Source organism: Paludibacter sp. (assembly GCF_009712605.1).
Lineage (GTDB): Bacteria > Bacteroidota > Bacteroidia > Bacteroidales > Paludibacteraceae > Microbacter.
In genome coordinates this window covers 207,751-234,637 of record NZ_WASO01000015.1, presented here as the reverse complement: position 1 = coordinate 234,637, position 26,887 = coordinate 207,751, and the positions used below count along the sequence as shown (strand labels likewise).

The following is a 26,887-nucleotide window of genomic DNA, read 5'->3' as shown; positions in this document are numbered from 1 at the left end:
AATACTTATTTTGTCAGTGATAAGCTGGCACCTATAGTAAATATTCTTGGCTGAGGATAATAACCATTGTCCCAACCCGCTTGAAGAGGATTCCATGAACCGATTTCAGGATCCATGCCGGTATACTTTGTTATGATAAAGGCATTCGTAACACTTGCATATATCCGCAACGCGTGCATACTCACCTTTTCCATCCATTTTTCAGGAAGTGTATACCCAAGTGTAATGGTTTTGCATCTCACAAAAGAGCCATCTTCGATAAACAAGTTGGAAGGACGATTGTTTGCGTTGGTATCGTCATTTCTCAATCCTACAATCTTTGTATTTGGATTGGTGACATACACGTTGTTGACATCGGTCGCCGAGCCATTGGGATCTATCAAAGCCAGTCGGGCATAGTTCATCACCGATTTAAAATAGGCGGTATTATTCTGGGGATTATTTTGTGATATTGCCAGTTGGTTGAGCACTTTGTTGCCTATACTGGCTGTAAAAAATATGCTCAAATCAAAATTCTTGTAATTGAAAGTATTATTGAATCCCAACTGAACCTTAGGAATCGGCGATCCCAAAAAAGTCTGGTCTTTTGAATCTATAACACCATCACCATTCAAATCCTTAAACTTGCGGTCGCCATACCAGATACCACCACCTGCTGAAGAGATTTTATAGGGCACTCCGCTTTGGTCAACGGGCAGGGCATGTGTTTTGAAATCGTTGGCAGTCGCAAATACGCCGTCGAATATGTAGCCATAAAATTCACCGATGGGTTGTACGACAACAGTTTTTTCGAATACCTGATTGTTTAGCGACTTGCTTAAATTTGCTGAACTTCCACCTGACCCCAAATTGAGTACTTTATTAACGTTATGAGAAACGGTAAGGTCGGTTTTCCAGGTAAACTTACTATTGCTAATATTAGTTGAGCTGATTCTAAGGTCAAATCCTTTGTTACTCATAGAACCAACATTTGCATATGGAGCATCCATTGCTCCGGGAGACCAGTCTGCCGTAGTACCGGAATACAAGGGGAGTGGCAATTTTAATAAAAGTCCGTTTGTTTTGCGGTTATAAAGATCTAACGAGAAATTTAATCTCCAGTTAAAGAATGTTCCATCAAGTCCCAAACTGGAAGAATTTGTTTTTTCCCACGTCACATTCGGATTGGCCAGGTTGTTTTGGAACTGCGCTGTTCCCGACAGACCATTAGCTGCCGATGCAAGTTGGGTCACGAAAGTATTACCGGGGATACCCTGATTATTGGTAAGACCATAGCCAAGTCGCAACTTTAATTCATTAATCGCTTTTATGTTTTTCAAAAACTTTTCGTTATTGATTTTCCAAGCAAACGCACCCGAATATGTTGTTACCCAACGCTTACCCGTGTCAAAATTCGATGATCCATCATCCCTCAAGTTACCTGTAATCAAATATTTGTCAAACAGCGAAATATTAACACGACCGAAATAAGATTCCTGGGCCGGACCGGTTCCCTGATCACCTGAATTTTTTGCAGTGGTAGCATCTCCGCTATTTATGGCTTGTACGTTATTTGAAGGAAAATTAGAACGATAAGCATATAAATTGTTGAACGAACTCAATTGAGCCTCATGGCCCAGCATAGCATTGAGTGTATACTTACTAAACGAGTGGTTATAGGTGAGATAATTTCTGATTACTGTATAAAAATTTTGACCGGAAGTAAATGAAGCATAATTAGTCCCATTAACGGTTTTTCCAAACGTGTACGTTGGAGTAAAAGTGTCTTCTGTATTGAAATCAAAATTACCGGACACCTCGTTTCTCAGTGACAAGTCTTTATTGAATTGTATTTCAGCATATGCATTACCAAACACCTGATTTCTTTTTCGTTTATCCTTGAGCAGAAGTGCAATACCGACAGGGTTGGCAACAGAATTTACCCAACCGCTTGTGTTGGTGACGCCACCCCAGGTACCATCTGGATTTTTGACAGGAATATCAGGAGTAAGGCTGAGTGCTGTAGAAATAACACTGGAACTGGTCGCATTCACATTTTCATCAATATGAGCCAACTGGAGACTGGTACCTATCTTCAACCAATTCGTGGTCTTATTATCAAGATTAAGTCGCACCGAATATCGTTTGAAGTCTGAACCGATAGAAATCCCTTGTTGATCAAAATAAGATGCTGACAACAAGTATTGTGTACCCTTATCGCCACCTCGTAATGTAACGGAATGGCTACTCATTGGCGCTTTGCGAAATAAAGCATCCTGCCAATCGGTACCTTTACCCAGATATTGAGGATTGACAAATTCCGGTCTGGCATCAAAACCCCAAACAGCAGCCCGGTCATTGAGCAAAGTGGCATCCTGCTGTAAATTCAAAGTCGGAAGTCTCTTTGCCAATTCCTGGTATCCTGCATAAAAATCGTACGTTATCTGCGGAGTTCCCACGGCACCTCTTTTCGTAGTAATCACAATCACACCATTGGTGGCCTGCGAACCATAAATAGCCGTTGCTGAAGCATCTTTCAACACGTCGATAGATTCTATTTCAGAAGGATTGATGGTATTCAACGGGTTGGAACCATTATGGGGATCGCTAGGGGGAGGAATAATTACTCCATCTATAACATAAAGTGGAGAATTAGTGCCATTTACGGAAGAAACACCATGTATCTGGATAGATACCCCGCCACCGGGTTGTCCCGATACCTGTTGTACCATTAGACCAGCAACTTTGCCCTGCAAGGCCTGGTCAAAGGTTGTGGGCTGTGTTTTGCGGAGTTCATCGCCCGTAACGGAAGAGATAGATCCTGTTACGTCTTTCCGCTTCTGTTTCCCGTAACCGATTACCACCACTTCATTCATTTGCTTGGTGTCTTCGGCCAACGTAATAGTCATATCATTGGAAGCGATGCGCACATCCTTCGGGATGTAACCCACATAAGAGACGTGTACTACAATTCCTTTTTCAATATTGTTGAGAATAAATTTCCCATCAATGTCCGTAACGGTGCCCTGTCTGGTTCCTTTGACGGAAACAGCTGCTCCGATAAGAGGATTCCCTGAAGTATCCACTATTTTCCCGGTCACTCCAGATTGAGGTAGCGCTAAATCAGGTTTGGCCGTTTGCGAATAAATAAAGCCAAACATTGATAGAAACGCCGCGATCAAAACGATTTGTTTCTTCATGTAATTAAATTTTAGTAGTTAATAAAGACGGCCAACACGATCCATAATCATCGCAGTAAAAACAGTTGGCATGTAATACTGCCTTTTATATGTGTTTCAACTATTCACCTATCAGTAACAAACTCTCACTTATAATATGTCAACGAAATTTTCACGTCACAGAACCACATCACCCATACAGCAACCCACCGTAACCAAAAACATCATTTAACACTACAACTCAATACAAATCCAAATTTTTCATCACAAAAATACCCTCACTTTTACTGAAGGATGGTATCATTTTGTTGTAGATATATGTCATATTTGTTGCATTTTTGCTTTCATAAAGCGTAGATCACGAGCCGAAATACACACATAATAATCTATATTAATGCAATTTAAATATCACAAAACAACCAAACCAGCCGTATCTGTCAATATATCAACATCGCACATAGTTATGTTCAACAATCACTTTCAACGACTGTAAAACCACGATTGTTATTTTACATTTATTTACATTTTTGAAATATGAAGATATCTTGCTCGTAATACAAAAAGGAAGTACACAAACGCTTGTTGGGTGTTTCTTACGCGGAAGAGAATAGCGGTGACACGAATGCCGATAAAAGAAGGAAAAGAAATTCGGGAAAGAAATTTCCGGTCAATTAAATATGATTGGAGAGAAACAAAAAAACGGAGCATTCCAAGATGGAATGCCCCGCGATATAATGAAGATAAATGATGCAAATTAAAACGTCTTATTCTTCCTGAGTGGGTTTATTAAGACTGCGCAAATATTCGGATGGTGATACGCCAAACTCAATCCGGAAGTTTTTAGTGAATATTTTAGGTGAATTGAATCCCACAGCATAGGCAATTTCAGCTATTTGCAGTTGGCTTTTTTCCAGCAGCTGACGCCCCCGTTTCAGACGAACGGTACGAATAAATTCCGCAGGTCCTTTACCTGTTATATTCATCAATTTCTTATACAAGTGACTACGGCTCATGCCCACTGCCGAACCAAACGCTTCAACAGAAAACTCCGTATCACTTATATTTTCTTCTACAACCCGTATAGCTTTTTCAATCAGCTGTTGATCCAATGATGTTATAGTGATCTCACTGGGCGAGACATCCATTTTTTGGCTAAAAGCAACGTGGCATTTCTCCGTCCATTCAATGAACCGCCGAACCCTCAGTTTCAGGATATTAAAATTAAAGGGTTTTGTTATGTAATCATCGGCACCAAGTTCCAGGCCCTCTACCTGAGCCTCTTCCGCGGTGCGGGCAGTCAACAGTATAACCGGGATATGAGACCACAGGATATTCGTTTTTATCTGTTTACAGAGCTCTGTCCCACTCATCACCGGCATCATCACGTCGCTCACCACAATATTCACATCAAACTGGTTCAACTGCTCGATGGCTTCCTGTCCGTTATAAGCCGTCAGCACTTCGTATTCGTCCGAAAGACTGTCCGACATAAAATCACAAAAATCTTTGTTATCGTCGACGAACAGCAACACCGGTTTTTTATTGGCAATCGGCCTTTCGGGGTTATCGGACACATCCTCTTCTTTTTCTATTGTTTCCGACTCGTCCAAAACCGGCATGTCAGGCTCCACAATAGGAATCGTAAACGCGAATACACTTCCTGCCGGCACATTGTCTGTCACCTCAACAACACCACCATGCATCTGTACATATTCACTAACAATATGCAGACCGATTCCACTGCCTGTTTTATCCTGCTTTTGCGGAGCCTGATAAAAACGTTCGAAAACATGTCTCTTTTCAGAATCACTTATACCCGAACCTGTATCAGAGATACGAATACATGCATTATTGTCCTGCCGGGTTATACTCACCGTTACTGCACCTCCGTCAGGTGTATATTTAAAAGCATTCGAAAGCAGGTTGATTACAATTTTCTGTACTTTATCAGGGTCAAATCGCATCGGAAGAGTATCGACATCCGTTGTCAGCATAAAGTTTATTTTCCTATCGGTTGCATACATCTGAAATGAAGAGTACACTCCTCTGATAAAGCTAACCAAATCCTCGCTTCTGAGTTTTAGTGTCTCTGCTCCGACATCCAGCTTTCTAAAATCCAGCAACGAATTGATTAACTGCAACAACTGCTCTGCGTTCTTGTGCATTGTCTGAAGTGTTTTCCGCAGCTTTTCATCCGACACTTCATTTAACATGATTTGAATTGGAGTAATAATCAGTGTAAGTGGTGTCCGCAAATCGTGACTTATATTGGTAAAGAATTTCAATTTCATCTCATTGAGATTCATCTCCTGTTCATGTTCTATTTGCAGCTTTTGTTGCTCCAGCTTAATCCGATGATGACGTTTAGTCCGTTTAATAATATACAGGAACAGCGAAATCAATAGTATTATATAAATCACTATGGCTACCCACGACAAATAAAATGGCGGCAACACCCTAATATCCAGCACGACCGGATCTTCATTCCACACACCATCACTGTTACAGGCTTTGATTAACAGACGATAACTACCCGGAGGCAAGGCTGAAAATTCAATTTTATCTTCTTTCGTAAACAGCCATTGGTCTGTGAAGCCTTCCAATTTATACGCATATTTCACTTTATCGGCATGAAGTAAATCGCCGGTAGTAAAATAAAACGCAATCAGTTGATCATCATATCTGAATGTCAACTCAGATGTTTTTTCCAATGAGCAATCCAGAAACTTATGTCCATGGTACAACGAATCGACCTCAATAACCTGATTGGCCACTCTTAGTTCTGTAAAAACAATATTAGCAAGCGGGCGCTTTTTTTCTGCCATTTTATTGGAATATATCAGCGTTGATCCGTCGGCATCACCCAACAAAATATTCCCGTTCCGCAGTTTACACAAAGAATGGTTATTGAAACTATTACTCTTCAGACCATCTTTGACGGAAAAATTTCTGCAGGCAAAAGTCAAATCTCCTGCTTTATTATTACTCGCTGATATGATAGACATCCCATTGCTGGTGGTAACGACCACATTTCCATATCCATCTTCAACAATTCCTCTGATAATATCATCGCATAATCCGGCTTCCTTATCCAGATAATAAAGAGTATCCTTCTTCAAATCCCAAATGGTTATTCCCTGCAAATGCCCCAGCCACAAACGACCTTTTTTATCCTTATAGATGTTTGAGATATAGGGTTGCCTGAATTGTTGCGTCCCATGTGCATTGCCGAAATACGACACCTTTTTGCCGCTAATAACATTCTTAATATAAAGACCATAAGCGGTTCCTACATACAAATTGTTTCCTCCGTCATAATATGTACTCTGAGGGTATTTGACCTCCAACCCTACCTTCTCCGGACAAAATTTTCTGGTATCGGGCTGAAAGCATTGAACCTTACCGCCCAGAGCTCCTATCCACAAATTTCCATAACGATCTTCCTGCAAACTCCAGATATTATTATCAGACAAATTGCTATTCGCAGTTGTATACTGGGTTATAGTTCCGTGATCATAACAAAATAAGCCATTTTGATATGCACCGATCCACATTCTCCCCTTCTTATCTTCGAGCAAAGAGACAATGGCAAAGTTTGGAAATGAAATTTTCTGCATTGGGTTGTTTGCACCTCCGTTCTGCACAAAAATACCGTTGCCGTCAGTTCCATACCATATATTGCCTTTCTTATCTTCGAGAATCACGCTCACATCTCTGCATCCGGGCGACTGTATATTTACAATATTCTGAAAACTTTCATGAAAGTAAGACAACCCCAGTTTATCGTGTCCCAGCCAGATTGTTCCGTTATTATCCCTGTAAATGCAATCAACATTATTAGAGGCTATTGAGGTGTACAAATACGGATCATTCTTCATATTTCTAATGGCATCTTTGTTTCTATCATACACAAAAACACCTTTATGATCTGTTCCAATCCAAACATTTCCGGCACCATCATCCATAATACTCTGCACCACGTTAGTCTGAGTTTTTATGGTCGAATTCAAAGCGATTTTCTTCCATACCGACGCAGAGTTTCGCTTATAATAAATCAGATTGGATTTATTGGAGAAAAGCCACAGACCGAAATTAGTGTCTGCATAAATTTTATTATAATTTCCCGACATGTCATTTCTGACAAAATCCGGAAGGTCGATTCTTGCCAGTCTGCCGCTAAACTTACCTATTTGAAACAATGCGCCTTCTTTAGTTATAACATACAGACTCTCTTCATTATCGCTTATGCCAATGTTGGAATAATCCGACACCGGCAACGTGTTCTTTATTATTTTAACGATATTGTTTTTATAGTTATAATAATATATGCGGCCATCACTAAACACCCATAAATTATGGTTGATATCAATATAAATTTTATAATTACGTTCAACGGTAATAGAATACTTCTTCAAAAGTCCCGGTATGTCCGTGATGAACTGATCTTTCAATTTCGAATACACCACATACCCATGTCCAATATCAACCCATATATCGCCTTTCGCATCTTCACTCAGGCCTACTATATCATTATAAGACAACACATTGCTATTAGCTTCGCGGATAGGATAAATTTTAAAACGATAGCCATCATACCTGTTCAGGCCGGCTTCGGTACCAATCCACAAAAAACCGTTCCTATCCCGCAAAATGGTATATACATGACTATTAGAAAGACCATCAACGGTTGATAAATGATGGAATACATAATCCGTTTGACCTTTTGCTTCGAAAAACAAAAAGACAAAAAAAACAAACGCCGGCAAGAAGCGCATATTCTTCATAGTATTGCTTATCCAAATTAAAAATTACAAGACCAAAGATACCACTAAATCTACCACTTACTCAGGCAAAACAGTAATAAAACAGCCGTTTATGTTTCCTATGTATGCTCTTGGGGTCTTTTGGGGAAATATTTAAACGGATAATGCCATCTCTTTCATAATCCAGTTCATAAATCAAAATAATTTTAATCTTATTGGATATTTTCCCTAATCTTGGAATTGAAATCAAGAAAAGTCTACATTTACTTAACAAAGTCATTTTGATGTCATTGTGTAGTACCCTTAACTGGACATGCACAAGTCATGAAAAAAAGTAAATGTCACTTTGTCCGGCACTTTAAATAGTCAATTTACAGATCCAAAAAAGGCTACCGTAACTAATTTATTCGTTTCTGGAGTAACCGCAATATTAAATTATACGTGATAAAATAACGATCCTTTCACAGCTATACTAAAGTGCAGCAACAATTCAAACATATAGTGGAAATAGTGGAACTTATTCCGATTCTTACTGAAATCATCTTATAAAAGTCCTAAAAAAAGAACTGTAAAAACCAAACTTAACCAAACGATCGAAGGCTATCCAAAACCAAGTAAACCAGAGTATTTAAAAGAAAAAATCAGACAGCTAATTTTATATAACTGTCTGATTTTCAAAAGTGATTCGGTTGGGATTCGAACCCAAGACCCACAGCTTAGAAGGCTGTTGCTCTATCCAGCTGAGCTACCGAACCCTTTTCTTTTGGAGGTGCAAAATAAGCGATTTTTTGCGACATTCGCAATAGCTTGAAGCTATTTTGTTCAATTAAAAACGGTTACCATTTTTTCAGTTCCGCATACAGTCGTTGAACCGGCAATCCCATTACGTTATAAAAGGAGCCATTGATTGACTCAACCGCCACATAACCAATCCACTCCTGCACTCCATACGAGCCGGCTTTATCCATCGGTCGGTATTTCCCGACATAATAATCGATCTCTTCTGCCGCCAATTTGGCAAAACGCACCTCTGTAGAAACTGAAAATGCCACCTGCTTTTCTTTCGCTTGCAGGCAGACACCCGTAAACACCGTGTGGGTTTTATCCGACAAATGAGCAAGCATACGTTTTGCATCAGCTTCATCGGCCGGCTTTTCAAGAACATGACCATCGCACCATACAATGGTATCGGCAGTAATCACCAATGTATTATCGTCCAACAAATGTTCGTATGCCGAAGCTTTGTGTTTGGCCAGATAAAGAGCTACCTCGTCACCCGAGAGTGTATCCGGATACACTTCTTCCAGATCGGGGAGCACCTGAACCGTAAAAGGAATGTCCAAACCGGCTAAAAGTTCTTGCCGACGTGGCGACTGCGACGCTAAAATGATATTGTAGGAAGATAGATTGGAAAGCACGATAAAAGAATTTAGCAAGGATTCAGACCGCAGGCTGGTTGATCATAAACAAATCAAACAACGGAAAACCGTATGCCCGCGCCTGCAGGAAATAAAAGACAAAACTGTAACAAATGCCGACTACCATTATAAACTTAAGAAATCCTGCTGCCTGATGCAACGAAGATTGACGCTTCGCCCTTATGATGAGATAGACAAAATACAAGAATGGTACAATAATGCCAAATATGTAATAACGCATCGTCAGAGTGTCGTTGGCAAAATGTATTCTGGAGACACAATAACCTGCCGCTGCAATTACGACTGCCACCAGTCCGTAAACGACCCATTTGGAACGTGAGATCCCCCAAACAATGGGCATGGTCCGACATTCCATCTCCCGGTCACCTTCAACATCCTCCATATCCTTCACCACTTCACGGATAAGAGTTACCAAAAAAGCAAACAGAGCAAATCCGTTTATCCACGAAAAAATGGATGGCGCTACAGGTGTAAAATCTAACAATTCGCCATAAGTACGATGTAAAAATGTCACTTCCAGAAGGCCAACCATAAAAGGCACCAAAGCCGTTGTTACACCGACAATCAGGTTGCCGACTAAAAACTGACGCTTATAACTGGCCGAATAGAACCAAAGCAATCCGGTAATAGCCACAAATAAAAACCCGAACGTAACATTACGTACCCATATCGCAAGACCAATACCGATACACAACCCGATTACCGTGCATATCTGGTATAGCCGCATTGCTGTTTTTTTGGAGATACTCTTGCCAACAATTACCTTATCCGGACGATTGATCTCGTCAATCTTCACATCAAAATAATCATTGACAATATACCCTCCGGCTGCTATCAGAATAGTAGACAACGCCAATAGCCAGAAAGCAATTTCAGGGGTAGCCGGCGGTACTCTAAAGGGTAACAACACTGGTTTTACAACGCAGACATGCATCACCCATTGAAGAAATAAAATGACAATCAGATTTTTATATCTAACCAGCTGTAAATAATTACGCATAACAGGCAGACTTAATTTTTTACTTCTTCGAAATCGACGTATTCACCTTCTTCCTTACTAAAAACTTTTCGATCCGACCGTGCAGCTGAAGTCGCACTTTCCTCCTGATTAGCCGTTGATGCACGCCCCTTTCGTCCGAAAGAAAACAGTCGGAGGAAGAAGTTAAGTACACTGCCTACTACAGCAAGCCCAAGAACAAGTATGAATAAAAACAGGAAAAGAAAAAATCCCATATAGTCAGATTAAATTTAACGCAAACAGACTAACGATAAGCTTCAGGATCAAGGTTCTCATAGTCAAAATCATCGTCATCCTCTTCTTCGTAGTCTTCAATATCTTCTTCCTCTGATTCGCGTTCAGACGGAAGAACCACATTCTCAGGCAAACGGTGAGTCATCGTCATTACACGGTTAGCCTCATCGTTCAACTCTTCCCAAATCATATCTTTCAGTTCGGGAATACCAAAGCCGGTGACTGCAGAGATGAATATAAACTTCACTTCCGGCAATTCGGCTTTTAAAGCCTCAATCAGTTCCTCATCCAGCAGATCTGCTTTTGTAACGGCCAACAACCGCTGTTTATCAAGCAATTCAGGATTAAACTGTTTCAGTTCATTGAACAAAATATTATATTCTTCGGCAATATCTTTTGTATCACCAGGGATCATAAACAACAGGATAGCATTTCGTTCGATGTGTCGTAAAAAACGCAATCCAAGGCCTTTCCCTTCGTGTGCTCCTTCAATAATACCTGGAATATCTGCCATTACGAACGACTTATTGTCGCGGTAAGGTACAATACCCAGGTTGGGAACCAGAGTAGTAAACGGATAATTGGCAATCTCAGGTTTAGCGGCTGTAATAGCTGCCAAAAGAGTCGATTTGCCGGCGTTCGGAAAACCGACAAGACCAACATCAGCCAACACCTTCAATTCCAGAATCACAGCCCGTTCTACGCGGGGTTCTCCCGGCTGTGCAAACCGGGGGGTTTGATTGGTTGCCGTACGGAAATGCCAGTTGCCAAGCCCTCCACGGCCTCCCTGCAATAAAATCACCTCCTGTCCGTCTTCGGTTACATCACAAATAAATTCGCCGGTTTCGGCATCGTGCGCCACGGTTCCGCAAGGAACCTCAATCACTCTGTCCTCACCCTCTTTTCCAAAGCTGCGACTACTACTGCCCGATTCACCGTCACCGGCAAAAACGTGACGGGCATATTTAAGGTGAATCAGCGTCCAGTAATTTTTATTGGCACGCATAATGATGTGCCCGCCCCGGCCTCCATCGCCTCCATCAGGACCACCTTTTTGCACAAACTTCTCACGATGAAAATGCATTGATCCGGGGCCTCCTTTACCGGAACGACAAAATATTTTTACGTAATCTACGAAATTAGTTTCAGCCATATAATTGGTTGATTTTATTTTTTAGTTTCTTATCTTCTCCACGAATCGGTATAGTCTTCGTCTTCGCGATACACTCTTTCCAAGCGTACTTCAACGGCATTTTTATGAGCAATAAGGCTTTCATTTTCAGCCATTATCTCAATAGCATTGCTCAACATCGACAATCCTTCGCGGGATAATTCCTGATAAGTTATTTTTTTGGTAAAACTGTCGAGATGCACCCCACTGTACGCTTTTGCATAACCATTGGTAGGCAGCGTATGATTCGTTCCCGAGGCATAATCGCCAGCGCTTTCGGGACTGTATTCTCCCAAAAATACCGAGCCTGCATTAATAATCCTCTCGGCTACTACCGTGTAGTTGTGCGTCATGATAATCAGGTGCTCGGGTGCATATTCGTTCGTGAACGCGATAGCTTCTTCAATATCGGGAATATAGATAATCTTGCTATGTTGCAGCGCTTTTTCAGCCAAGTCTTTACGGGGCAATAGTTCGAGTTGTGATTTTACCTCCTCTTGAACCCCTACAATAAGCGACTCATCTGTTGTAATCAAAATCGACTGGCTATCAACACCATGTTCGGCTTGCGAAAGCAGATCGGCTGCAATATAACGCGGTTTTGCCGTATTATCGGCAATAATTGCCACTTCCGATGGTCCGGCAGGCATATCAATTGCCGTATTCTTCAAACTTATCAATTGCTTGGCCGCAGTAACATACTGATTTCCGGGACCGAATATTTTATACACCTTGGGCACGCTTTCCGTTCCATACGCCATAGCAGCAATTGCCTGAGCACCACCAATTTTAAATATCTTGGTAACACCACACAAGTTGGCTGCATACAAAACTGCGGGGTGAATTTTACCTTCGGTATTGGGTGGCGAGCAAAGCACAATTTCCTCACAACCAGCCAACTGAGCCGGAATCGCCAACATCAATACTGTCGAAAACAGAGGTGCTGTTCCGCCCGGAATATACAAGCCTACTTTTTGGATTGCTACCCGTTTTTGCCAGCAACGCACTTCGGGAATTACGTTCATGTAAGGCAGTTCATCGTTTTGCGCATCATGGAATTTTTCGATATTCCGTTTTGCCTGCGAAATAGCCTCTTTCAACAGATGAGGAACCAGAGGTTCTGCTTCTGCAATTTCCTCTGCACTTACCTGCAACGCAGATAACTGAACCTTATCAAATTTCAGTTCATATTCAAAAACAGCCTTATCGCCGTTCTGACGAATATTTTCCAAAACTTCGCCCACCGTACCAAACAGGCTCGTTGTATCTATTTCAGGACGTTTGAGCAGTTCTGCCCACTCCTGTCTCGACGGCTTTTTTATAATTTGCATAACGAATTAAATAAAGACACGAATCACACGAATACATATAAATTCAACTACTTATCTCAGAAAAACGAAATCAAGCAGATTGTTTGTTTGCTCATTTTCCGGTTAACCGCCCCAAAACCCATTCTCCCTCCAGCACCAATAACCGTATAAAAAAACACAAATCAAACACACAATGAATTTGTGAAATTAGTGTCCAATATATATTATTTACATAATCATTTTTTCAATTGGCAATACCAATATACCTTCTGCTCCAAGTGATTTCAGTTTCCCGATAATCTCCCAGAAACGTTTTTCAGGCAATACCGAGTGCATCGAGCTCCAACCTTCTTTTGCCAGTGGCATAATGGTCGGACTGGTAATACCGGGCAACACGGCTATAATATCTTCAATGTTTTCATTCGGAGCATTCAGCAAAATGTATTTTTTGCCCTCGGCCGCCTGCACTGCATCAATGCGAAACATCAGTTCGTTGAGAATTTCTCTTTTTTCGGCAGAAAGTTCGGGATTCCCAATCAATACAGCTTCCGATTTCATAACCACTTCAACCTCTTTCAGATGGTTACTAACCAGTGTACTACCGGAGCTAACAATATCAAAAATAGCATCCGAAAGTCCAATACCCGGAGCAATCTCAACAGATCCTGTAATAACGTGACAGTGGGCACTGATACCTTGTTTTTTCAGGAAGGTGTTCAGAATATGAGGATAAGAAGAAGCTATTTTTTTGCCTTCAAACCAGCTAACACCCTTATAATCTTCTTCTTTAGGAATAGCCAATGACAAACGGCATTTACTGAAACCCAGTCGTTTTTCAATAATTGCATTCTCATTTCGTTCTACAAATTCATTTTCGCCCACTATGCCCACATCAGCAACGCCATCGGCTACCGATTGAGGAATATCGTCATCTCTCAAAAACAGGACTTCAACAGGGAAGTTGGTCGAGGCAATCAACAAAGTGCGTTTTGCACTACTGAGTTTAATACCTATTTCGGAGAATAACTCCATCGTATCTTCATACAAACGTCCTTTCGATTGAACTGCTATTCGTAACATAATAGTCTGTAATAATGGGTTTATAATGTATTTTTTATTATTTCAATTCTGCCATTTACAAAAAAAGCTCACCGATTAACGGTAAGCCAAGTCAATTAGGTACAACATCCCATTTGCCCACCGTTGCGATGCAGCTCATTGATGATGATGCGATAATAAATTGAGGGTCGTATTCATTCTACTCTGAAATAGAGCACAAAGGTACAAAAATATCGGCGTCAAACACAGCTTTTTATCTCAAAATATCAAAATTTCACACCTTCCGCTGTTTTATCTTTCAAAATCGGAATCGAACCAGAGCTCTGACATCTGTCTTGTGGTTCCCTTCTATTTTTTCAAGACCGTCACCAACCTCTGATCGATCCGCATACAACGTCTCTGCTACTTTCAACCAAAGTGACACATTTTTCAATGCCTGCCAACGGCAATTCAGATACCAACGACTACCCCTACCATAAAGCATTGGCACCGAGTATGCGTAGAGAATGTCCCGTTCATAGCTGTAAATCCGATTTTCGTAATTAACCGCATCAAAGAGTTCATACCTGACATCAAACGACAAAGGCAATCTTCGGAAAGAGCAGGACATTTCCTGAGAAAACAAAAAGCCAAACGCAAGCTCATGATCCCTACCCGATGCACTATTTGTCTCAATCGTACTCTTCAATACGCAACGCTCATTTGGAGAAAACACCAATTTGTAGCGCAAAGATGCTTTTGCATAATCGTCCGTAAAATCAGTAGTTTCCGGTCCCGTTTGATTTTTCTCTTTTTGCTCATAACGGAGCCGCCAAAGCATTTCAACCTTTTTATTAAGCATAAAATCCGCTTCAAGCATAGCATCATAGCCATTTGACGGTCGGCTCACCAGGTACCGCAACCAGGGGAATGAATAAACATCCATGTACCCCGTTATTTTCCAGCGTTTAACGGGATGCACCTCCAGCCCGAGATAAAATCCCTCCTCATTGTTCACTTTGGAGCCTTCGGCAAACGCATTGGACAACAACACATCATATCGTTTTGAATAAAGACGGTAAAGCGCCACCAAACTCACTGTCGATACAGGACTGACCGTAAATCCGTTCAGAAGAGCATAACCCCCCACCGATTGAGTCGCCTCTTCTCCAAAAAAGGTGAATTTATTCCACTTAAAACGGTAATTTACCCCTGCTGCTAATTGATGATTTCCTCTGAAATAAAACACATTATATGGTTTGAGTTCTGGCTCCAGATCTCTACCCAACCGCGTATCAGTCACCGTAATTCCCAAATTTGCATTAGAAAACCGATAATTTACATTACCGCCAAACACTTGCATAGAGATTGTATTCTTACTATTCAGGTCACTCAGCGTTCGATGCAAACCATCTGTTTTAAAACTCGAGAATGTATTCCCTGTAGAATCGCCATCAATGAACCTATAGGAATAAAAACCTGAAACCTCAGCTTTCCCAAACCGAAGCGTCACCCCTGTTCCCCGCAAAAAATTATATTCATCAACCGATGAACTCTTCCGCAAACCGGTATTTCGGGGCAAAACATTCATAATATCGGTCGACTTTCCAAAATTAAGCTCCGGATGAATCACCAATCCCATTCCGAAATTAGCCCTGAAATTTCCTAAAACCAACGCTTTCAGTTTGCCAAAATTAGCCAGCTGCAAATAACCCGAATAAAAATCAAAACCCTTGTGATAATTTCCCCAAAACTGCTCACCGGCATCCGTTTCCGCAATCAAGCCCACGTCTATTTTATCTTTATACCGAAACGAATATTTTAAAGACAAATATTCAGATCCGCCCAGATATCGCTTACCTGCGGCTTCCGCCTCTGCATTATCCTCCGTATTCTCATAACCAGATTTCTTTTCCAGCGTCCGCTCACTTCGCAGACAAAGCTCACTCTTCCCTTCTTTCATTAATTTCGAAAAAGACAGCCGTTTACCCCTTTTCTCTCCCATATCACCCAAATATATAAACGGCAACAAATTACGTATCAGAAACATATCAAACCCATCGACCAACTGAAGTTCATAAATCGTCTGCATCCGCTTCTGACGATACAAATAGTAAAGAAGATTCTCGATCTGCTTATCACTCAAGAATTGCAACCTCCCAAGCTCTTCTTTATTCGTATTATTAATATTAATCGGATTGCGGGCAAAATAATTCAAATCGTCTTCCAGAGTCGTTAAATCCACGTCTGTTTCCCCATCAGATGTCATCTGCTCATAAATACGCTCAATAACCGCGGCTGTATTTTCGGGCTTATCCTGAGCAAGAACAATACCGCAACACAACACGTGTACAAAGAACATAACAAACAGTACTCTCCTCATCTTCATTTATCAGAAATTATACCTTAATGCTCCCACCGACGTAATACCTAAAACTGGATGCCTTTCAAAATTGACATCAAACACAAAACCACCCACCATCACACCACACCCCAAAGTCGGTGTAAGTGGAGCTCCATATCCTCCCAATTTTACCACAATCGACTTCGTGGGGTAATATTCAAAACCGCTTCTGACAATTAAACGGCTGCTCATCTCTTTGTCAAATTGCAACAGCCACCGAAACGATTCAGCCATTCGGTACTGCATTCCAATCGTGAACAAACAAGGCAAATCCTTTACAATTTCCTGATACTTGAGTTGCTGGTGCATTGGATTGAACACATTCAAACCAAGACAAAAATCAGGTGTCACTTCCGACAGCAAGCCAATTTGCGGCACCACAACACCCTTGCTCCCAAGAGAACGCGAAAATGCAACCGTATAATAGTTAAATTGCACGCCCATGGAAAATAATTCATCAAATGTACGGGCAAAAGAAATTCCGGCAAGTTTTTCATTATAAGAAGAATACCCAAAACGAGAAACTGCCACTCCGATATTGATCAATGGAGTTGGCAACGACAACGAAAGCTGCTGCGTTGATAACTCTTTCATTGCAAACCGGTTTTCGTAAACCAACGAAAGTCCACACCGCTCTCGCACCGCCAACAATGCCGGATTATCAAATCCCTGCCAATCACCTTTTTGAGAAACAGAAACTCCTCCGGCAGAATAAGATTTAGGCAATACGCTCGCAGTTTGAGAATAACAAAAAAGACCCACTAGTATAAATACTATATTAACTAAACACTTTTTCATGCCGTAAATATAATATATATTTTTTATTTTCTCATTATAACGTAATTTTGATACATAAATCTATTTAACAATACATGACAAATCACATTTCATCCAGCAAAAACCGTTTTCCCGAAAAGAAAACAGTATTCCAAACCTCAAAGTACCGATAAAGAAGGATCTTTTTTGCCCCAAAACACAGAAAAACCAGCTCTTAAAACAGCACTAGCAACTGTATATAAACAAATTAGCTGGAAATGAAAAAATATTTCTGTTTTTTCATTTCCAGCTATTGCAAAATAGAAAAAAGTCCTTACCTTTGCAGTACAAAATCGCGGAGTAGAGCAGTTGGCAGCTCGTCAGGCTCATAACCTGGAGGCCGGTGGTTCGAGTCCATCCTCCGCAACACAGAAAAGGGAAAGATTTAATCTTTCCCTTTTGCTTTTTAAATATCGAACCGATATTCTAAATCGGTTTTCACTTCCTCATAAACATATCGTTCGGCACGCGTTTCAGACATTGCAAAATCTGTCAAAAACGACATAACAGCCCGTGCATCTTCCTGAGACTGGCCACCCAGTTTGCGTAAAAACAAAGCAATAGCGCGACAGACAGGCACTTCATTAAACTTAGCACATTGACTCACCTTTAACAGCAGCGCATGTTTTTGCTCCTGAGTTAACCTTTCAACAGCAAAGGCTGCAGAAAAAAAACCAACCGCACATATCCAATAATTCTCCGAATCGACCCAGGCTTCAGCCACAGAACCTATATAAGACAATTTTCCCAGCAAATTCCTGCTGAGATTTTCCGCAAGCTCCAGCGTCGTCACATCCGCCACCCACTCATCTGCTATATCTGCTTCAAATTCATCAACGGGATAAACAAAGGTCGCCAGCAACATTGTTTCCCGCACTTTATCTCTCCACAAAGCCTCCGCAAGCGTCTTATCTTGTGGTATTTTTGCCGCCATCTGTTTCAGCTCCGGCAACGACACTCCATAATTCTTCGCATAAACCACACCATCCGACTTCATTCTATCGGCAGTAACACCATTCATCTTTAGATAAACACTACGACGGATTTGCTTCAGCTGACGCTCGGTTTCTGCACTTATATATATATATTTCGACATCTCGCCCTATTTACAATCAATTATATTTCTGATACTTATAATTATATGTGTTTTTTTACCCAAAAAGCTTGGTTTCAAACGATATTTACACTACTTTTGCACCGCAAATAAACGGTGGCTGTAGCTCAGGGGTAGAGTAGTGGATTGTGGTTCCATTGGTCGTGGGTTCGAACCCCATCTGCCACCCTTTTTGGAAAGGAATAGTAATAATTACTATTCCTTTTTTTATTCGCAATGACACAAAGGTTTACGTACCCTATCTTTGAATGTAAGAGACACCCCCACATGCCCATTCACATATTTTGATTTATACGGAATATTATTATCCGTATAAGAAAGTGGAAGATAATCCGTCGCTACGAAAAAATTAAACGGCCCCCCTATGAAGTTCAGTCCCAAGCCCAAACTCCCCATATTACCATTTATCAATCCATAACTCACTGAAGTATTAAACCAATAAAACGGGCGGAAATTCACAGAAGTGAGCACTTCATTGTATCTATATCTTCCCCCAAAAGTTTTAACACACAACAATCCGAGGTTAATCTTCTTTTTGACCAGATCATAATCTGCCCCTAAACGAACAGTTGCCACCAAAGCTTTGACATAGCCCTGATTATTATTAAACGAAGGAGTATACGAATTTATGAGAGAGTCTTTTATCTGCTGTCCCCAGTTAGAAGTTGCATTATCAACCGTAAAATCCCAGCTCTTATAAGATGTATGTGCATTCAAATTCCCCTCCCAATCACTCCTTTTCCAACGAATAAAACCAATATCGTCTATAGAACCTGAAAACTGAAGCCTGTCATCGTACCGATAAGCCACTCCGGCATCAAGCCCCAAACCCAACCCAACCGGATGAAGCATTTTATTCAACTTCGCATCCTCCTGCCTAATATAAGGTAATCCATCAAACCGCTGCGAAACAGCTACAGGAGATGTAAATCTGGCTTTACCTTTTCCATACAAATCAATATATTGATCTCCGACATCAAGCCCTAATTCTGAAAAAGCAAGATCAGCATGAGCCTCTCCAAATAAAACTTTTACTTTTCCGCCCACTGTCCAACTGTCATCTATTTTTCGGGAATAACCAAACGCCATTTCCAGATATGTCGATGCATCACAACCAATTTTATACAGATTGTAACTTTTGGTTTCGAGAGGTACCGGAGCGCCCTCAAATCCAAGCCTGATTAATGATTTCGGTATGTTAATCCCTACCCGATCCCGTTCACTAATATCAAATGTAAAATAACCCGCCGGCAACCGAAACCCAAAGCCCAACAAGTTCACCCGGGACTCCGAGGTAAAATTGGTTGTTGTTTTCAATTTATTCAGAAACGGGCTATGATCGGCACCTGATTGCAATTCAGGCAGCAACTCATCGCCTTTTTTAACCACTATATCCTGTGCTGCAATCGAGTTGTTCCCGACACTAAAAGCCACCCCAGAAATAACCGGCAAGTCAATGTAGAATTTTTGACTGGGAATAAAAGCAGGATTCAGAACGTTGCGCGCCGGAACATTCTCCATATAATACAACGTATTCACTTGAGCATCAACACTGCACGGCAGCAAAAGAACCAGGCACACTAACAGGCATAAGTTGTTTTTTTTCATTCGACTAGAAAAGTTGGATGAATACTAAAGTCATATCATATAAACATCAAAAACGAATAATATACAATTGTCCTACAAAAATAAAAAAACTGCTCAAGATAACACCTCAAGCAGTCTCCATTTATACTTTTCTATTTTAATGCACACCGCATATTTTAAATATCCAGTAGATTATCGCCGCTATCACTCCACTTATAGGAATAGTAATCACCCATGCCACAAGCAACTGTCGGGTAATCCCCCAACGAACAGCACTAATACGCTTAAGCATTCCAACTCCCATAATTGATCCGGCGATGGTATGCGTTGTACTCACCGGCACTCCAAGCCCCTGAGAAACACCGTACAATGTTATTGAACCGGCAGTTTCAGCTGCAATACCTTCAAAAGGAGTTACCTTAGTGATACGCGTCCCCATTGTTTTGATGATTCGCATACCACCCATCAACGTACCCAAACCAATTGCCGTATAACATGAAATAGGCAACCATTCCGGCACATGATGAATATCCTTATGCGCAAGCCACTCTGGTACATAAATCCCGTGTTGCGCACAGTATCCATTATAAACAGCCAACGCCGCCATAATAATACCAATTACCTTCTGAGAGTCGGATCCTCCATGACCTAAACTTAACGCTGCTGAAGTAACCAACTGTAATCGCCTGAAAATGTGATCGGCCTTATAGGAATTGACCCGCCGGAAAAGATTTATCACGATGGTTGCAATAATAAGCCCTGTCACAATACCAATAAGAGGAGCTGCAAAGATAAACAAAACTGTTTTTTCGATCACTTCCGAATTAACAACGCTAAAGCTCATGGCGTGAGCCACTGCTGCTCCGGCAAAGCCCCCCATTAAAGTGTGAGACGAACTGGAAGGAATACCAAAACGCCATGTAATCAGGTTCCATGTAATACCAGCAATAACACCTGCCAGAATTACAACCAGATTGATCGTTTCGGGATGAACGGTCTTTGACACCGTATTTGCCACTTTAAGGTCAAAAATCCAAAAAGCAACAAAATTAAAGAAAGCGGCCCAACAAACGGCCTGAAAAGGAGTCAACACCTTCGTTGAAATAACCGTAGCAATAGAATTCGCGGCATCATGAAATCCATTGATCAGGTCAAATACAAAGCAGGCTAGAATAATGATGATTAATAACGTAAAACTCATAGCCGGTTATGCGTATTTAATCATTATATTTTCGATAACATCACAAACGTCTTCACATTTATCTGTTACCGTTTCCAGTTGATAATAAACATCGCGTCTTTTCAAGATCTGCACCATATCCTTTTCATGATCAAACAGACGTTCAAGACCTGTATACAAAAGATCGTCCGCATGATTTTCGATGCTATTGACATGCACTAATGCCTTTACAACCTGATCTGTTTTCTTCAGATCACGAAGTCCCTGCACTGCAACATTAAGATCTTCCGCTGCCTTGTGGATCAAATCTACAGTAGCAACAATTGTCTGATCATGTGTGGGATCTACTTTATAAAGCAACATACTCTTTGCCGCTACATAAATAAAGTCAGTTACATCATCCAAAGCAGATATTAAACTATGCACATCTTCCCTGTCAAACGGTGTAATAAAATTACGGCCCAGTTCTTCAAGTACTTTATGAGTAACCTGATCGTTAGCATGCTCTACATCGTGCATTTTGTTTTTAATTTCACGACGTTTTACTTCATCCGGTTCATTTACTAACTGAAGTAACAATTGCGCGATTAAACAAATGTTATTGGTATCTTCCTCAAACAAGTCGAAGAAAACTCTTTCCTTCGGGATAAAGAGTTTGGCAAAGAAATTTGATTTCATTCAGTAGTGGTTAGATAATAGTTAGTTAGACATAAAAATGCCCATGAAAACTTCTCCGGCATTTTGTCGTCAAAGTTACCATGGACATTCCATTGTAACAAGAAAATAATGTTACTATTATTTAATTTATTGCATATCCATCATATTCTCATTATTGTTCATATCCTCGTTGGACTGCTTATTCTTTTGCTTACGGGAAGCTTTTCCGTTGCCAAAATTATACGAGACATTGACACCAATTACCCTTCCGTTAAAATAGCTTTCAGATTGCTGGGTGAAATTTGCCCCCCATGTATCCGTCCGGAATTTACGTGAATTAAAGATATCCCGAACATTCAGATTCGCAGTCAGCTTTCTGTTAAAGAATGATTTTCTCAAGCCGAAATCAAGAGAGTAGTTTGCCTTATTCTTTCCCTGAGCCACATAATAAGGAGCATTATATGCACCGATCAGCTGCATAGAATAATTGGCCGGCAACATAACATTTGCTATCGATTTCACATTCCACGAAAAACTTTCTTTACCGGGAATATTTATTGTTGTATTGTCTACAAAGTATTGTCCCGTGTGCAAATTACTGTAGAATCCATTAAACGTAGTTGTCAGACTCAAGATGCGAAAGAAGCTATTCTTCATGACAACTTCAAGGCCGGCAGCCTCCGTTTTGGCACCGTTCATTGTAGTATTCATCATAATACCACCTTCCAACCAGCGCACAGATTGCATCACATCCGTCGTGTATCTATAATACAATGATGCAGATAAAGAATGCATCTCCCATGTTTTCAGATAATTCAATTCAAATGAATTGGTATACTCCGGCGTTAATTGAGGATTTCCAAAATACCAGCTTGTTGAGTCGGATGTATCAATAAACGGATTCAATGAACGACCACGGGGACGGTTCAATCGACGGGTATAATTTAATTGAAACTCATTACTCTTATCCATGGCATAGCTCAGATAAACACTTGGGAATGGTTGTATGTAATGAATCGAATAATCTTTACCATCAGAAGTGAAATTAATATCGGAAAGTTCACCTCTCAATCCCAATTGAGCACCAAACTTACCCCACTTGCTTGCATAGGTTGCATAAGCTGCATAATTTCTTTCCGTATAATCAAATTCATTGCTCAGGCGCGTATCAAACAAGCCATTCGTATATCCTGTTATATCTGAATTACGCACTTCATAGTTTCCGTCAAACCCGGCTTCCAATCTGCTTTTTTCAGAAAATTTCTTCGTATAATCAACCTTCAACTCCGTTTCCGGGTTTTTACCGCTCGTATGCTGGGATTGCTGCGACGTCATCAGTCCCAAATTGTCATACTGAATATGCCCGGCATCAGAACTACTGGGATGATTAGAAAAAGAGAGCGTAGCCAATAACTCACTTCCTTTTTTATCCAGTTCTTTTCTATAGTTTAAGTCAATATTAAACATATTTCGGTTACCCGACGATGTATTTTCTCTAGAAAACTGGCGTACCAAATTATTATTTGCATCAAACGACTGATAGTTGATGGTTGATGGGCCATCTGACGAACCCAACATCATAAATCCGGAAAAGCCAAGAGTGCTTTTTTCGTCAAGGTGATAATCAAGACCGCCTCTGACAAATGGACCATGCATACTTCGGGTCGATTCATTCGTCTGTTTAAGAAACGATAAAACATTATTGGTTACAGGGTCGATGGTGTATCTGTCACTCCAACCACCACCCGACATTGACATCCCACGCATTCCAATACTGGCAAACGCATCAATTTTTGAGCTGTTGTAATTAATACTTGCACCTGCATTGTATCCTAATTTACCATTTTGTGGGATCATCACTCCCGACGAAAGAGATCCGTAATACCCTGCTTTTCGGTTCTTCTTTAGTATTAAATTAATAATACCAGCAGATCCCTCTGGGTTATACTTTGCAGACGGATTTGTTATAAGTTCAACCTTCTCGATACTTTCAGCCGGCATTTGCTCCAATATTTGAGCGCGGTTATCAGCACTTAGCCCCGAAGGTTTACCATTAATCCACACTTCGACGTTCGCATTATTTCTCAACGAGATATTGCCATCATTATCCACATCTACAGATGGAATATTACGCAACATTTCTGAGGTAGAAGCCCCTGCTGCAGCAATTGTCTGGTCAACAGTAAAGACCTTCTTATCAATCTCCAGCTTCATTTGCGGACCCTGTCCACGAACCTGAACTTCGTTGAGGGTTTTGCTATCTTCCGACAAAAGTACAGTTCCCAAATCAACAGTTTTTCCGGTTACAGTAATCAATTTGCTTACAGGAGTGTATCCCACAAATGAAATTTCGAGCTGATATTTACCATTATTTACTTTCGACAATAAAAAAGTGCCCTGATCATTCGTCACTGCACCTGCAACCGGAATCTTTTGACCCGGCTTCGTCAAAACCACATTAACATACCCAAGCGGTCCATTGGTACCTGCATCTTTTACAATTCCCTTTATTACCGTCTCGGCAAACAGAACATTTAAACTTAAAAGACAGGCAAACAACAAAATCACATTCCTTTTCATTCAAAAATCACATTTAGTTATTATTCATTCTTCGTTTCAACATTTCTATTAACAAACAGGCTTCCCTGAACAGAGAAGCCTGCTGTCAGATGATAAATGATTATTCATTCATCAATACTGAGACCCTTAAAACCCGATAAAGTTTAAAGTTCTGGCAAATTTTATCGGAATGTTGGGAGAATATATTCGTTATCGTTTGCAAGAATTGTTCCTACATGATTAATTTCCAGGAACGATGTACCGCCACCCAATCCGGAACTACCACTCAGGTAAGCTACCAAATCGTTTTGCTTGAGTAAACCTTTACGCAACAAAAGACGCAATGCAGCAAAGAAGTATTCTCTACGATCTTCTTTCAGAGCCTGATACATAGGAATAATACCGTATGACAACATCAACTGACGCATTGGGCGTTTGTCATAGCAAATAGCAATCACAGGACTGGTTCCTCTGTATGCAGCAAGGAATCGAGCCGTACGACCGGTATATGTATCTGTAATAATAGCTTTTACTCCAAGTTCTGAAGATGCTTCGGCAGCACGGTGAGCCAGAAACGAAGTTACATCAAACTCATCTTTGGAGTAAGAGATAGGAATTTCGTTTTCTACCATTTTGGCTTGTTCGGCTTCCTGAGCAATACGTGCCATCGTCTGAACTGCCTCAACAGGATATTTACCGTAGGCTGTTTCTCCACTTAACATCACAGCATCCGTACGAGAGTAAATTGCATTTGCCACGTCGGTCACTTCTGCTCGGGTAGGACGCGGGTTTTTGATCATCGTGTGGAGCATTTGTGTTGCCACAATCACAGGCTTTTTAGCCATCACACACTTACGAATCAAACGACGCTGTATAGCCGGGATTTTTTCCTGAGCCACTTCAATACCCAGGTCACCACGTGCCACCATTACACCGTAAGCATATTGCAGGATTTCGTCGATATTGTCAACGCCTTCCTGGTTTTCTATCTTGGCAATGATCTTGATCGGGCTTTTGTGTTCATCCAGAATCTTTTGAATATCCAAAATATCCTGCTTGTTGCGAACAAACGAGTGAGCGATAAAATCGATATCGTGTTTGATAGCATATTGAATAAATTCGCGGTCACGGTCAGTCAAGGATGGCAGGTTGATACGAACACCCGGAACGTTCACGCTTTTGCGACTTCCCAAAACACCTGCATTTGTTGCCTCACAAACAAGATATTCTTCTGTCTTCTCAATTACTTTTAAATCAATTTCACCGTCATCAATCAAAATATCGTCACCAATATTCAAATCACGAACGAAATATGGATAAGAAACTGAAATACATTCTTTTGTAGTTTGCTGTTGTGGATTACCCACTACCTTAATACGATCTCCTGTTTCGATGTCAATATTTTCCGGTGTTATAGTTGTGCGGACTTCCGGCCCTTTGGTATCTACCAGAACACCAATGTATTTAGAAACTTTGCGCACATTGGTTACAATTTTATTTAAGCCGGCCTCATCAAGATGCGCCGTATTAAGGCGAACCACATTCATTCCGGCATTGAATAACTCGCGAAGAAACGCAGGATCACATTGCTTATCGGAAAGCGTGGCTACAATTTTAGTGTATTTTATCATAAGAGTAAATGTTGATGTCTTTAAATATCAGATCCAAACCCAAACGAGGCCATATTTCTTTCAAAGATAATACGAAACGCCAGGATTTGCTTGCGTAAATAAGTTAAGAAGTCAGGTAAAAGGCACGCCAATGCTCAAATTCATAAAAAAAATATGCATTCTTTATGAAAGAGTTATTTCTTGATTGCCCGTTCTATCAATGCTTCAATAGCCAAACGGTAAGAATCAAAACCAAACCCTACAATGGTACCCATGCAAACCCCTGAGATAGTAGAATGGTGGCGAAACTCTTCACGCTGAAAAACATTAGAAATATGCACTTCAACCACGGGTGACGTGATTGAACGAATTGCATCGGCTATAGCAATGGAAGTATGCGTATAAGCTCCTGCATTCAGCACAATACCGTCAATCGTAAATCCATGCTCGTGAAGTGTATCAATTATCGTGCCTTCGTGGTTGGATTGAACATAGTGGAAGTTATGTTCAGGAAAGCGGGCTTTAAGACTAGAAAAAACGTCATCGAAAGTCAATGTTCCGTAGATTTCCGGTTCTCTTTTGCCCAGCAGGTTAAGGTTTGGACCATTGATAATGAGAATGTTCATAAAAAAGTAACGATATGCTCGAATTTTCCACAAAAATAGCAATAATTTTTCAGTTTTCGGGCATCAACATCTACTTTTCATTACAATTGTATTAATTCTGCCCGTGAACAAAAGAGACTCCCTTTTCCTTCCTGCTATGATGTAGAAAGATTACAATTATTCTGCGACCGGATTAATCATTTTGCCCATAAACAAAATGGTTC

Annotated in this window: 17 protein-coding genes and 3 tRNA genes; 2 read left to right on the top strand and 18 right to left on the bottom strand. The window is 40.7% G+C overall.

Annotated elements, in window-relative coordinates; translation table 11 throughout:
• Positions 1 to 5 precede the first annotated feature (5 nt).
• From F8N35_RS13485 to F8N35_RS13435, 11 genes are all read right to left on the bottom strand, one after another.
• A complete protein-coding gene (locus tag F8N35_RS13485) occupies positions 6 to 3,179 on the bottom strand; it encodes a TonB-dependent receptor (RefSeq protein ID WP_293054017.1) in 3,174 nt (1,057 codons plus the stop codon).
• A gap of 743 nt (positions 3,180 to 3,922) precedes the next feature.
• Positions 3,923 to 7,942 carry a hybrid sensor histidine kinase/response regulator transcription factor gene (locus tag F8N35_RS13480; protein WP_293054015.1) on the bottom strand — a complete coding sequence of 1,340 codons (4,020 nt, stop codon included), beginning with the start codon at positions 7,940 to 7,942 and terminating at the stop codon, positions 3,923 to 3,925.
• A 660-nt stretch (positions 7,943 to 8,602) separates the two neighbouring features.
• A tRNA-Arg gene (locus tag F8N35_RS13475) sits at positions 8,603 to 8,676 on the bottom strand.
• A gap of 81 nt (positions 8,677 to 8,757) precedes the next feature.
• A complete protein-coding gene (locus F8N35_RS13470) occupies positions 8,758 to 9,339 on the bottom strand; it encodes a Maf-like protein (RefSeq protein WP_293054013.1) in 582 nt (193 codons plus the stop codon).
• 22 nt (positions 9,340 to 9,361) lie between these two features.
• Positions 9,362 to 10,360, bottom strand: a complete 999-nt coding sequence (locus F8N35_RS13465) for a geranylgeranylglycerol-phosphate geranylgeranyltransferase (RefSeq protein ID WP_293054010.1) — start codon at positions 10,358 to 10,360, stop codon at positions 9,362 to 9,364.
• Positions 10,361 to 10,371: 11 nt separating this feature from the next.
• Entirely contained in the window at positions 10,372 to 10,593 is a 222-nt protein-coding gene (locus F8N35_RS13460) for a DUF4834 family protein (RefSeq protein WP_293054008.1), read from the bottom strand.
• Positions 10,594 to 10,622: 29 nt separating this feature from the next.
• On the bottom strand, positions 10,623 to 11,765 hold the full coding sequence (gene obgE, locus F8N35_RS13455) for a GTPase ObgE (RefSeq protein WP_293054005.1): 1,143 nt from the start codon (positions 11,763 to 11,765) through the stop codon (positions 10,623 to 10,625).
• Positions 11,766 to 11,794: 29 nt separating this feature from the next.
• Complete coding sequence (gene hisD / locus F8N35_RS13450; RefSeq protein WP_293054002.1) at positions 11,795 to 13,114, bottom strand: histidinol dehydrogenase; 1,320 nt, start codon at positions 13,112 to 13,114, stop codon at positions 11,795 to 11,797.
• A 207-nt stretch (positions 13,115 to 13,321) separates the two neighbouring features.
• Positions 13,322 to 14,173 carry an ATP phosphoribosyltransferase gene (hisG, locus tag F8N35_RS13445; RefSeq protein ID WP_293053999.1) on the bottom strand — a complete coding sequence of 284 codons (852 nt, stop codon included), beginning with the start codon at positions 14,171 to 14,173 and terminating at the stop codon, positions 13,322 to 13,324.
• A gap of 277 nt (positions 14,174 to 14,450) precedes the next feature.
• Complete coding sequence (locus tag F8N35_RS13440) at positions 14,451 to 16,520, bottom strand: helix-hairpin-helix domain-containing protein (RefSeq protein WP_293053996.1); 2,070 nt, start codon at positions 16,518 to 16,520, stop codon at positions 14,451 to 14,453.
• Positions 16,521 to 16,523: 3 nt separating this feature from the next.
• Positions 16,524 to 17,261, bottom strand: coding sequence for a hypothetical protein (locus tag F8N35_RS13435; RefSeq protein ID WP_293053993.1), 738 nt, complete (start codon positions 17,259 to 17,261; stop codon positions 16,524 to 16,526).
• Positions 17,262 to 17,645: 384 nt separating this feature from the next.
• Between F8N35_RS13435 and F8N35_RS13430 the strand changes: the two genes are divergently transcribed.
• Positions 17,646 to 17,718 (top strand) — tRNA-Met (locus tag F8N35_RS13430).
• Positions 17,719 to 17,757: 39 nt separating this feature from the next.
• On the opposite strand, the gene F8N35_RS13425 is transcribed toward F8N35_RS13430, so the two are convergent.
• Positions 17,758 to 18,447, bottom strand: coding sequence for a DNA alkylation repair protein (locus F8N35_RS13425; protein ID WP_293053990.1), 690 nt, complete (start codon positions 18,445 to 18,447; stop codon positions 17,758 to 17,760).
• A 114-nt stretch (positions 18,448 to 18,561) separates the two neighbouring features.
• Here F8N35_RS13425 and F8N35_RS13420 point away from each other — a divergent pair.
• Positions 18,562 to 18,633: transfer RNA gene (locus F8N35_RS13420), tRNA-His, on the top strand.
• Between the two features lie 39 nt (positions 18,634 to 18,672).
• Here the strand turns inward: F8N35_RS13420 and F8N35_RS13415 are convergent.
• The 6 genes from F8N35_RS13415 to aroQ form a co-directional block, all read right to left on the bottom strand.
• Positions 18,673 to 20,073 carry a DUF5723 family protein gene (locus F8N35_RS13415; protein WP_293053987.1) on the bottom strand — a complete coding sequence of 467 codons (1,401 nt, stop codon included), beginning with the start codon at positions 20,071 to 20,073 and terminating at the stop codon, positions 18,673 to 18,675.
• A gap of 136 nt (positions 20,074 to 20,209) precedes the next feature.
• The gene (locus tag F8N35_RS13410) at positions 20,210 to 21,253 is read right to left on the bottom strand and encodes an inorganic phosphate transporter (protein WP_293053984.1); all 1,044 of its coding nucleotides are present in this window, start codon (positions 21,251 to 21,253) and stop codon (positions 20,210 to 20,212) included.
• Between the two features lie 6 nt (positions 21,254 to 21,259).
• Positions 21,260 to 21,910, bottom strand: a complete 651-nt coding sequence (locus F8N35_RS13405) for a DUF47 family protein (protein WP_068704387.1) — start codon at positions 21,908 to 21,910, stop codon at positions 21,260 to 21,262.
• A 126-nt stretch (positions 21,911 to 22,036) separates the two neighbouring features.
• Positions 22,037 to 24,469 carry a TonB-dependent receptor gene (locus F8N35_RS13400; protein ID WP_293053979.1) on the bottom strand — a complete coding sequence of 811 codons (2,433 nt, stop codon included), beginning with the start codon at positions 24,467 to 24,469 and terminating at the stop codon, positions 22,037 to 22,039.
• A gap of 161 nt (positions 24,470 to 24,630) precedes the next feature.
• Entirely contained in the window at positions 24,631 to 26,079 is a 1,449-nt protein-coding gene (gene pyk, locus F8N35_RS13395; protein ID WP_293053976.1) for a pyruvate kinase, read from the bottom strand.
• Between the two features lie 173 nt (positions 26,080 to 26,252).
• The gene (gene aroQ / locus F8N35_RS13390) at positions 26,253 to 26,684 is read right to left on the bottom strand and encodes a type II 3-dehydroquinate dehydratase (protein WP_293053973.1); all 432 of its coding nucleotides are present in this window, start codon (positions 26,682 to 26,684) and stop codon (positions 26,253 to 26,255) included.
• Between the last annotated feature and the right edge of the window lie 203 nt (positions 26,685 to 26,887).

Coding starts and splice junctions, on each gene's coding strand:
- F8N35_RS13460 (WP_293054008.1), bottom strand. CDS start 10,593: ATGGGATTTTTTCTTTTCCTGTTTTTATTCATACTTGTTCTTGGGCTT.
- F8N35_RS13425 (WP_293053990.1), bottom strand. CDS start 18,447: ATGTCGAAATATATATATATAAGTGCAGAAACCGAGCGTCAGCTGAAG.
- F8N35_RS13440 (WP_293053996.1), bottom strand. CDS start 16,520: ATGAAGATGAGGAGAGTACTGTTTGTTATGTTCTTTGTACACGTGTTG.
- hisD (WP_293054002.1), bottom strand. CDS start 13,114: ATGCAAATTATAAAAAAGCCGTCGAGACAGGAGTGGGCAGAACTGCTC.
- pyk (WP_293053976.1), bottom strand. CDS start 26,079: ATGATAAAATACACTAAAATTGTAGCCACGCTTTCCGATAAGCAATGT.
- F8N35_RS13485 (WP_293054017.1), bottom strand. CDS start 3,179: ATGAAGAAACAAATCGTTTTGATCGCGGCGTTTCTATCAATGTTTGGC.
- F8N35_RS13405 (WP_068704387.1), bottom strand. CDS start 21,910: ATGAAATCAAATTTCTTTGCCAAACTCTTTATCCCGAAGGAAAGAGTT.
- F8N35_RS13410 (WP_293053984.1), bottom strand. CDS start 21,253: ATGAGTTTTACGTTATTAATCATCATTATTCTAGCCTGCTTTGTATTT.
- F8N35_RS13400 (WP_293053979.1), bottom strand. CDS start 24,469: ATGAAAAGGAATGTGATTTTGTTGTTTGCCTGTCTTTTAAGTTTAAAT.
- F8N35_RS13415 (WP_293053987.1), bottom strand. CDS start 20,073: ATGAAAAAAAACAACTTATGCCTGTTAGTGTGCCTGGTTCTTTTGCTG.
- hisG (WP_293053999.1), bottom strand. CDS start 14,173: ATGTTACGAATAGCAGTTCAATCGAAAGGACGTTTGTATGAAGATACG.
- F8N35_RS13480 (WP_293054015.1), bottom strand. CDS start 7,942: ATGAAGAATATGCGCTTCTTGCCGGCGTTTGTTTTTTTTGTCTTTTTG.
- obgE (WP_293054005.1), bottom strand. CDS start 11,765: ATGGCTGAAACTAATTTCGTAGATTACGTAAAAATATTTTGTCGTTCC.
- aroQ (WP_293053973.1), bottom strand. CDS start 26,684: ATGAACATTCTCATTATCAATGGTCCAAACCTTAACCTGCTGGGCAAA.
- F8N35_RS13465 (WP_293054010.1), bottom strand. CDS start 10,360: ATGCGTAATTATTTACAGCTGGTTAGATATAAAAATCTGATTGTCATT.